This window comes from Yinghuangia sp. YIM S09857 (assembly GCF_051388915.1).
Lineage (GTDB): Bacteria > Actinomycetota > Actinomycetes > Streptomycetales > Streptomycetaceae > Yinghuangia.
This window is the reverse complement of the sequence record NZ_JBPKBH010000001.1, coordinates 657,346-666,604: the sequence shown is the minus strand read 5'-3', so window position 1 is coordinate 666,604 and position 9,259 is coordinate 657,346. Positions and strand designations below refer to the sequence as shown.

Annotated in this window: 8 protein-coding genes; 3 read left to right on the top strand and 5 right to left on the bottom strand. The window is 72.4% G+C overall.

All coding sequences use genetic code 11. The features are described from left to right. Positions 1–226: 226 nt before the first annotated feature. Positions 227–2,566, bottom strand: a complete 2,340-nt coding sequence (locus tag ACRX5S_RS02835) for a hypothetical protein (protein ID WP_436771062.1) — start codon at positions 2,564–2,566, stop codon at positions 227–229. 302 nt (positions 2,567–2,868) lie between these two features. Here ACRX5S_RS02835 and ACRX5S_RS02830 point away from each other — a divergent pair, with 302 nt between their 5' ends. Continuing rightward, complete coding sequence (locus ACRX5S_RS02830; RefSeq protein ID WP_436771061.1) at positions 2,869–3,222, top strand: PCC domain-containing protein; 354 nt, start codon at positions 2,869–2,871, stop codon at positions 3,220–3,222. A gap of 201 nt (positions 3,223–3,423) precedes the next feature. Here ACRX5S_RS02830 and ACRX5S_RS02825 read toward each other — a convergent pair whose 3' ends face one another. Then, positions 3,424–3,906 (bottom strand): DUF2000 family protein, encoded by a 483-nt coding sequence (locus tag ACRX5S_RS02825; RefSeq protein ID WP_436771060.1) that lies wholly within the window; start codon positions 3,904–3,906, stop codon positions 3,424–3,426. Between ACRX5S_RS02825 and ACRX5S_RS02820 the strand changes: the two genes are divergently transcribed. Further along, positions 3,905–4,726, top strand: coding sequence for a helix-turn-helix domain-containing protein (locus ACRX5S_RS02820; RefSeq protein WP_436771059.1), 822 nt, complete (start codon positions 3,905–3,907; stop codon positions 4,724–4,726). The genes ACRX5S_RS02825 and ACRX5S_RS02820 overlap by 2 nt on opposite strands. A 245-nt stretch (positions 4,727–4,971) precedes the next feature. After that, the gene (locus ACRX5S_RS02815; protein ID WP_436771058.1) at positions 4,972–5,109 is read left to right on the top strand and encodes a hypothetical protein; all 138 of its coding nucleotides are present in this window, start codon (positions 4,972–4,974) and stop codon (positions 5,107–5,109) included. Positions 5,110–5,338: 229 nt separating this feature from the next. On the opposite strand, the gene ACRX5S_RS02810 is transcribed toward ACRX5S_RS02815, so the two are convergent. From ACRX5S_RS02810 to ACRX5S_RS02800, 3 genes are all read right to left on the bottom strand, one after another. Then, positions 5,339–6,082: a methyltransferase domain-containing protein gene (locus ACRX5S_RS02810; RefSeq protein WP_436771057.1), complete on the bottom strand. Its 744-nt coding sequence runs from the start codon at positions 6,080–6,082 to the stop codon at positions 5,339–5,341. A 139-nt stretch (positions 6,083–6,221) separates the two neighbouring features. Further along, on the bottom strand, positions 6,222–8,429 hold the full coding sequence (locus ACRX5S_RS02805; RefSeq protein WP_436771056.1) for a DEAD/DEAH box helicase: 2,208 nt from the start codon (positions 8,427–8,429) through the stop codon (positions 6,222–6,224). A gap of 41 nt (positions 8,430–8,470) precedes the next feature. Beyond that, a partial coding sequence (locus tag ACRX5S_RS02800; protein WP_436771055.1) for a tetratricopeptide repeat protein occupies positions 8,471–9,259 on the bottom strand: 789 nt, incomplete at its 5' end.

Sequence of the window (9,259 nt, the reverse complement as noted above, 5' to 3'; positions counted from 1 at the left end):
GGCCGGACGCTCGCGCCCGGCCCCCGGAGCGGCACGCCCGCCGGCCGGTGACGTGAAACACCGGCCCCACGGGCGTACCGAAGACACACCGCCCAGCAGTCCTACCCTGAAGTACGGGGCCGACGACAGCCCACGGCGACAACTACTACAGCGAGTACCAGGGCAAGTACGGCCGCACTCGGGACACGGGCGGCATCAACTGCCGTGCCGGGTACCGCCGCAAGCCCTACTTCGCCGGAGTCCCGATCACCTCGAACAAATTCGCGCCCGGCGGCCGACCCGGCCAGTAGCACGCCGGGATGCCGCCCCCGCCCACGATCTCCCGGTAGTGCGCGGGGTCGTTCCTGACCTGCTGGAGAATGTCCCCGTTCTCGCCGAACTCCGACAGCATCACGAAGCGCGAGCCCGACTTGTCGAGCCTGGCAGCGAGATCCGCGGCATCGCGCGGCGAACCGATCTCGGCGATCTTCCGCTTGCCTTCGTCGCCGATCACGAGGTGCAGGAACATCGAGCCGCAGTCGGTGGTGAACGCGATCTTGGCGCCGTCGGGGACGTTCTGCCGGATCGGGAGATACTTGTGCGTGTTCGCAAGCTTCTTGTCACGGCGCGGATCGTCCATGAGATCGGCCAGCTCGCTCACGCTCGCCATATGCCAGTCGCGCGCACCCACCACCCAGATGTGTGTCGGGGAGGTGGCCCACCACATAGTGCGGACCGTCGTGGCGACGAACACCAACGCGAGTGCCGCGGCGACGGCTTGACGGCCGTACGCGATCTTCCGTGCCCTGGCGCCCCGAGTCGCCGCGCCGGCGTCGGGATCGGCGACGGCGACGGCCGTGGCATTCGCCCCGGCCCTGGCCGACCGCCCCGCGACGAAGCTGAGGACGGCCGCGAGGCACACGCACCCCACCGCGGGCAGCGTCAGGACGTAGCGAGCGGACCAGGGCGCGGGCGAGGAGACGGCGGCCACCGCGACCGGAACGATCAGCCCGTACACCACGTCGAACCGGCGCCGGACCAGGAACAGCAGGATGCCCAGCACGATCGCCGGCACGAGGATGTAGAGCCACTGCTGCCCGAACCCGCCGGGCGTGATGTCGTACGAGTAGGGATGCCGCTCCCGGTCCGCCAGCCACGTGTCCTTGGTCTGCTGGACCCACCCCTCGTCGAGCCACGCCTTCGGGGTGTTGGGCTCCACGATGAGCTCGCGGACCGTGCCGTCACCGTGGAACCCGAGCATGGTGAACGGGTGGAAGGGGTTGCCGTACCGGATCCAGGTCCGCAGATACCAGTACGAGCCGAGCAGCATCATCGGGATGCCCATCACCAGCGTTCCGGGCACGCCCAGCCGCAGCGTGGCGACGGCGCGGCGCAGCAGGGCAGCGACCCGGTTCCCGGCGGGCGCCTCCGCTTCCTCGGCCCCTCGGCCATCGGCGGCCGAACCGACGACCCCCGGGCGCGCCACGCGCCACGTCTGGACTGCCATGACCGCCACCACCAGCGCGGCCACCAGCAGGTTCGACGACTTCACACCGATGGCCAGACCCAGCGCGAGGCCGATGATCGCGTAGTGGCGGTACAGCTCACGCCGTACCGATTCGCCGCGCTCGGCGGCGTCGAGGGCCGCACCACGCGAGGCGACGGCGAACTGCAAGGCGGCGAGCGCGGTGGCGGTGGCGCCGACGTCGACGTAGCTCGTGGACGCCTGGAGAAACACCACGGGTACGGCGAGGAACCCGAAGGCCGCCATGACCGAGTAGTTGCGGTTCGCCCCCGCGCTCCGTGCCAGCGCGGCCACCACGGGCAGGGCGAGCATGAAGTAGGGGATGTTCGAGGTCCAGGAGTAGCGGGTCGTGCCGAGGAAGGCGCCGCTCCACGCGATCAGGAGTTCCTGGCCTTGCGGGTAGACGTCCGCCCAGATGACGTCGGCAGTGTGACCGATATTGCCGTTCTGGAGCCAGATGTCCGCGCCGGTGATGTGGTACCAGAGGCCGTCCCAGTCCAGCGGGCCGATGAACGTCCCCATCGCGGCACGCCACACATACTGCACGGCAAGGGCGAGGCCGAGGATGACAACCGCCGGGTGCCGCCACAATCCGGCCGCCCGGCTGCGCACCGAGGTCTGCGCCTTCCGGCGCGCACCGTCGAAGTGCCGCCGAACGAAGACGACTTCGGCGACCGCGACCACCAACGCGGAGCTGAACAACGCCCACGAATTGAGCTGCCGCGCCAACCCGCCGACCAGCAGGGCCAGCCCGGAGAGCTGCGCGATCAGAAGCAGGACCCACAGGGTTGCCGTGTCGACCGCCCGCCGCATGCCGACGGCACACGCCACATGCCAACTGCCGACCGCAGTCGCGACCATCGCCACAACCAGCGCCACCGCACCCGCGGAGGGCAGCCCGGGCACGACGTCGACGGCCGCGAGCCCCCACACCGCGAGCAGCAGCATCGCGGCGACACCGAGCACCGTCCGCCGCCCGCGCCCCGGCGGCGGACTTCCCGCCGACAAGGGTGAATCCGGTACGACCACACGCGGTTGGTCATCGGTGTCGTACAGGCTCATTCACGGGCTCCCGTTTGGTCTCATGCCGAAGTCCTGGGGGTCCGCTTCTTACCATGACCGGCGCTCCGCGCGCGCGGCGCCCCGGGCGCCATGCGGATCGTCGGGTGTCCCCGCCGCGTGCGGCTCGTCCCCCGCGCCGCCCTCGGCGGCCACTGGCAGGACGTCACCTTACCCACCCGGCCCGGTACAGCGGACCCGACACCCGCAAACAGCAACCGATCCGACACCGCGCACAACGCGGGGCGCGCCGGTGTTCGGCTGCCATACTCCGTGATCTGATTCCTGCCGCGGGGAGGTAATGGATGGACCGCGCTCAAGCCGGCCTTCGGCTCATCGAACTCACACACGGTGAGCTGAAGGAAGAACTCGGGGGAGCGTGCGCACAGTTGGGGATCAGGCAGGCCGCAGTGGTCTCGCTGATCGGCGCCGTCGACGGGTTCACGGTCTCGACCATGCCGGCCGACGACGCCACGAAGGACGTCGTCACCGACTACGACCTGCCCGCCGAGATGACCGGCACCGGCGAGATCGTCGACGGTGTACCCCACCTGCACGTCGTCATGGCGGTCGAGGGTGACCGCGCGGTGGCCGGCCACCTGCACCGCGCGCGGATCGGTACCTGGTTCGCCCGCGCGTACGTCCAACCCCTCGACTGACCGTCGGGGCTCGTGGACTTGCCTCTGACCCGCGAGCGGGACCGCGAGCCGGTTCTTTCCGGGGTGGCGGGCCCACCGCCGCCCTACGCGGGACATGGTCCTGGCCGGAAGTCGTCATGACCGTGGCGGCTTGACCTTCAACCCCGGTCACCGCGCCGCCGCGGGCGGCCTGGGCCGGGCGTAGGGCAGGTCGTGGGGGCTTCAGGGGTGCTTTCTGGTCCCCTTCATGACCTTGTCCACGCCGTTGCGGGGGCCGTGGACGGCGATGGCCACCAGATCCAGGTGGTCGCGCGGGACGGCGCGTACGGCCGCTCGGTTGTCGCGGTCGTTGCCCGTGGTGAAGAGGTCGCCGGTGAAGACCGCCACGGCCATGCCCCTGCGCAGTGCGCGGTCGTGTACGGCGGTCAGGTCGTCCTTGTCGCCCTCGAAGACCATCGTGGGCTGGCGGAACATCGGCAGGTACCGGGTGCCGTCCGCGTCCTCGTAGGGCTCGCCGATCAGCTCGCTCGCTGCGGCGGCGATGCCGCTCGCGAGGAACGCGGTTGCGTTGATCCGCTGCCAGGCCGCCAGGTCGTCCCGCAGGAGGAACGCGATCTTGGTCTCGAAGCGCACAGGCTCGTCGTTGTCCGTCACCCGGCGAGCGTCCCGTGCCGGCCGCGCGCGGGTCTTGTACGTTCTTGACATGCCCCGCAACGACCCGCCGCGCGAGGCCGTCACCGCATGGCGCCCCGAGGTGCCGGGCATCACCGAGGTGTTCCACGCGCACTTCATCCACCACGCGTATCCGTCCCACACCCACGACGCGTGGACGCTGCTGCTGGTCGACGACGGCGCGGTCCGGTACGGCCTGCACCGTCGCGAACACGGCGCCCTGCCCGCCTCGGTCACGCTGCTCCCGCCGCACGTCCCGCACGACGGACGGTCGGCGCGGCCCGACGGATTCCGCAAACGCGTCGTCTACCTCACGGAAGACGTGCTCGACCGCGATCTGGTCGGACATGCCGTGGACACCCCGGACCTGCGCGATCCCCTGCTGCGCCGCCGCGTCGACCGGCTCCACCGAGTCCTCACGTCCCCGGGAGACAGCCTGGAGGCCGCGAGCCGCCTCGCGCTCATCCGGGAACGCCTGCTGACCCATCTCGGCCCCCGGCCCGCCGACCTGGAACCGCGGCGGCCGGATCCCCGACTGGCCGACCGCCTGCGTCAACTCCTCGACGCCAGAATCCCGGACGGCCTGTCCCTCGACGAGGCCGCGGCCCTGCTGGGCGCCCACCCGGCGCACCTCGTGCGGTGCTTCACGCGGCAGTACGGGATGCCCCCGCACCGCTACCTCACCGGCCGCCGCGTCGACCTGGCCCGCCGACTCCTCCTGGCCGGGCGCCGGCCCGCCGAGGTGGCCGCGCTCAGCGGCTTCTACGACCAGCCGCACCTGACCCGGCACTTCCGGGCCGCCGTCGGCACAACCCCCGCGCGGTATGCGAACGCGACCGAACACCGCCGGTGAACGGCGCCCGAACAGATGGAGAGCCGGTCCGAGCGCCTGTTGTCGGACGCGTGTCCCGGCAGAACACGGGCGCGGTGAGGAGAACCGGAACCGGCAGCTGCACCATGGTGGTTCCGGCCGTAGCGTCAGCGTGCAGGTCACTCCGGTCGGCTCGGCGGCGCGGCACTGCGCGGTCACGGGCCTGGGCGGGGGCGGCGTCAATCTCCTGCACCACCTACGCCGGGGTCCCGGCGGACACCGGCTTCGTGCTCAGCCACACCGGCGGCCAGAGCCTCCTGGAAGACCGGCGCGTGCCGCACGGCGCGAGCCTCGTCGCCTCCGGCGCACCCGTGAACTCCGGCTTCCGGATGACCTGCATGACCGCGTCCCCGAACTACCCGTAGCCCGCTGTGCCCCGGACCATCAGGACCTCGGTCCGCGCAGCACGGACCACACCGTCCGGACGAACTCGCCGCACAGCGTGGGCCCGCAGTTCGCCACGGCGGCAAGTGTCGTGCGGAGGCGGGCAGGTTCCGGGGTGAGGCCGGGGAAGCGGTGGCGATCGGCTGTCGGTCAGGACCGACTCGACATGCACCCAAACGTGTCGTTCCCCCGGTCTGACCGCGCCCCCGTTCAGAGCTCGGCGACGAGGAGGCGGTAGCCGACGTCGATGCTGTCGAGGGCCGGCAGGTCGGCGTAGCGGTCGTGCCACCGGCCGGTGTTCAGGTCGGCCTCCAGCGCGGCGAGGCCCGGGGCGAGGGCGGCGTCGCCGGTCTGGGCGAGCATCGAGATGCCCGCGCGCACGCCCGGGTCCAGGTACGCCTCCGGACGCCGCCAGTACGCGGCGCCGAAACCGTCCGTGCAGTCGTGCGGAATCGGCACGGGCTCCTGCCGTGCGCCGCCGAGCAGTTCGGCGAGGTGGTCGAGCTTCATGGCCCGGTCGTCGTCGAACGCGGCGGCCTCGGGCAGGTAGTCGCGCACCAGCCAGAACCTCTCGCGGAACACCTCCTGATCCCACGTCAGGACGACAATGCGGCGCCGGGCCACGCGCCGCAGCTCGGCGATCCCGGCCTCCGGGTCGGTCCAGTGGTGGACGGTGAGCAGGGCCATGACGGCGTCGGCTGCTCCGTCGCGCAGCGGCAGGCGTTCGGCCACCGCGCGCACGGCGGGCGCGGCGTCCGGCGGTCGCTGGTCGATCATGACCTGGCTGGGCTCGATCGCAAGGACGGTCCGCGGCGGTTCGTAGGAGCCGCTGCCCGCCCCGACGTTCACCACATCGGCGGCGTCCCCGAGCGCCGCGTGTATCTGCGCGGCGATGCGCGGATCGGGGCGTCGGGTCCGAACGTACGAAGTCCCGATCGTGTCGTAGATGTTCATGGGGCCATATTGGCCGCCGGCGTCGGTCCGGACGAGTGAATCTCGGGGCGCGGGGTCTGGACGCGCCAAGCGCGCGGGTCCACGACGACCGCGGGAGCAATCCGGCCGAGGCGGCCGCAGGCGTGCGAGACCAAACCGGTTATCCGCCCGGACGGTCGGCGGAGACCGCGAGGCGCCGCTGCTCCGCCTCGACGATGCGGCGTGCGATGTCCGGCTCGGACACGTCGATCGCGCTCGGTGTGGCCTCGGCGACGTCGCTGCGTCGGGCGTAGGCGTCGAACAGCCGCGTCTTGTCGGCCAGGATCTCCAACATCCGCTGGTCGACGGTGTCGGCGGCCAGCAGCCGGTGCACCTGGACGGTGCGCACCTGGCCCATGCGGTGGGCACGCGCCACCGCCTGGTGTTCCATCGTCGGCTTGACCTGGGGCTCGCAGATGACGACCACCGACGCCGCCTGCATGTTGAGCCCGACGCCGCCGGCCTGGATCTGGCTCAGCAGCACCGCGTGTCCCGAGCGCACGGTGAACTCGTCGATGGTCCGCTGTCGGCGCGCGGGCGGCACGCCCCCGCTGATCGGCCCGAACACCTCGTCCCCCAGGGCCTGTTCCACCGCATCGAGGACGTCTCGGAAGTACGAGAAGACGACAACCTTCAGCTTGTTGTCGGAGGCTTCGGCGACCAACTCGCGCAGACGCCGCAGCTTCGCCGAGGCCGCGGGGTTCGCGTACGCCGCCCTCCGCATCGCCATGAAGTTCCCCGCGGCCACCGCGTCGCGGTACGCCGCGAGGTCGCCGGCGGTCGGCTCCTCCCACTCGTCCACCTCGATCAGCGGCGGGAGTTCGGGCAGCACGTCCTCCTGGTTGCGGCGCAGATACGCGGGGGCGACGGACCGGCGGAACGCCTTCGACCCGGCAGCCGCCCGGGCGTTCCCGACGTCGGGGAGCAGGCCGGGCTGCAACCGCCGTACCAGGCTCCGGAATTCCTCCACCCGGTTCTCCATCGGGGTCCCGGTCAGGAACAGCACCCGGTCGGCGTGTTCGATCCATCCGTCCAGGGCCCTGGCCCGGCGGGTTTCGGAGTTCTTGACGTAGTGCGCCTCGTCCACGACCAGCATCGAGACCGGCGTGCCAGAGGCGCCGGAGGTGCCGGACGCGGCGCCGAGCGTGTGCAGGACGTCGTACGTCGTGACGGCGACCCCGCCGGACTCCCGCCACTCGGCACAGGCCGCCTGCCGGTCGGGCCCGTGCACCGGGACGGCCCTGAGCTTGCTGCGCGCCCCGATCTCCCGCGTCCAGTTGATCAGCACACTGGCCGGGCAGACGACCAGGTGGTGCGTCGACCCGGAGGCCGCGAGGTGGGCCATGGCGGCGATCGCCTGGACGGTCTTGCCGAGCCCCATTTCGTCGCCGAGGATCACCCGCCGCTGCACGAGCGCGAAGCGGGCCCCGAACGCCTGGTAGCCGCGCAGTGACACGCGCAGGTACCTGTCGTCCAGGCGCTGCGCGTTGACGCCCGACGCGATGTCGTCGGGGACGAACCCCTGTGCGGCGTCGTGGTCGCCGACGCGCCCGGAGACCTCGGCCAGGAGGTTGTAGTACTCGGGCGAGCGCACTTCGAAGTCGACCCAGGCCTCGACCTCCGAGGCGGGTACGCGGAGCAGGTCCACCGAGGTCTGGGCGAACAGCAGCCCGGTGCCGCGGCGTTCGGCCTCGCGCAGCTCCGCGTCGAGGACGGCGACGGCCTCGTACGCGCGTGCCCGTGCGTCCCGGCCCGCGACGAGCGCGCGGAGGCGTCCCGCGGCGGGCTTGGCCGCGTCCAGCAAGGGGGCGAGGCGGGTACGCAGGCGCTTCGCGGCGTCCACCGCCTGGCGCCGCTCGGGCCCCGCCTGGACCAGGGTGTGGAGGGCGACGACCAGCGCGGTCGTGCGGGGCTCCGGGTGGTCGACGTCGATGCGCACGGCGACGGTGTCTTCGAGCGCCTGGACGATCTGCGCCGCGGCGGCGACCGCCTGGTCCGCGGTCTGCGCGCCGACGCCGGGGATCTGGCGCAGCACGTGGTGCCCGGCGTCGTGGACGCGGCGCACCGTGTCGTACCCGGCGGCTTCCAAGGCGGCGAGGCGAAGCCGCCCTTCGGTGACGTCCTTGAGGCGGCCTATCGGGATGACGTCCAGCTCCCGGAGGACCAGCTCGGCGCGGAGCGGGGTCAGCGCCTCGGTGACCACGCCCCAGGCGCGCCGGTGGTCGTCGAGCAGTTCGGCGGCGGCGTCCCGCAGCCCGACGGCCTGGGCGATCACGGCCCTGGCCTGCTTGCCTCTGATCACGCCACCACCGGGCACCGCATCTGTCATGGCGATCATCTTGGGCCACGGAGGCCGGTATTTGCGGGTACTTACCCCGTCGAGGCGCCCGGCGACACGCCGCAGGCGGTGCAGAAGGCCGCGGTGTTGACCGATCCGCAGTCACGGCAGGACCAGGTCGGCGCCGCTTGGCCCGGCGCTACGAGCGGCGTGTGCGGGCCGGTCGGCGCGGGCGGCTCGGCCGGGGTGCCCGGCAGGCCGGGTGGTGTGCCCGGGCCGGGCACGGGGGCCGCGGCGTGGACGGGGTGGCCGGGCGGCGGCGGGATGCGGGCGTCGCCGCCCCCTCCCGGCCAGGCTGCGGACGGAAACGCCGCGCCGACCGCGGGCACCAGGACGGCGGTCTCCGGGGCCACGTCGAACGTCGTGTCCGCCAGTGGACCGCTCAGTACCTCGACCGCGAACTCCAGCACGTCGCAGGCCCGCGGATAGTCGCCGGTCTCGCGGAGCAGGCGCGCGAGCGCCAGGCACACGCCGCCGACCTCGGGCCGCGGGTGCGGACCCGCGGCGGCGTGCGCGAACGCCTCCTCCAGCACCTCGACCGCCTCGGCCACCTGCCCCAACTCGGCCCGTAGGGAGGCCAGATCGAGGTGCAGCCGCAGGTCCTCGGGCTCGGCCGACGGGTCGCGGGAGTCCCATAGCGTGGTCAGGATCTGCACCGCCTCGCGTACCGCGCCCGCGTCGTGCAGTACGGCGGCCAGGCGTACCCCGACCTCGAACGCCGTGTTCGCCACCTCCGCCGCGCTCACCTCGGCCGGTTCGGGCGGCGGCAGGGTACGCGCCACGTTGCGCGCGAGCGGCAGCAGCCCGGCCGTGTTGTGGCC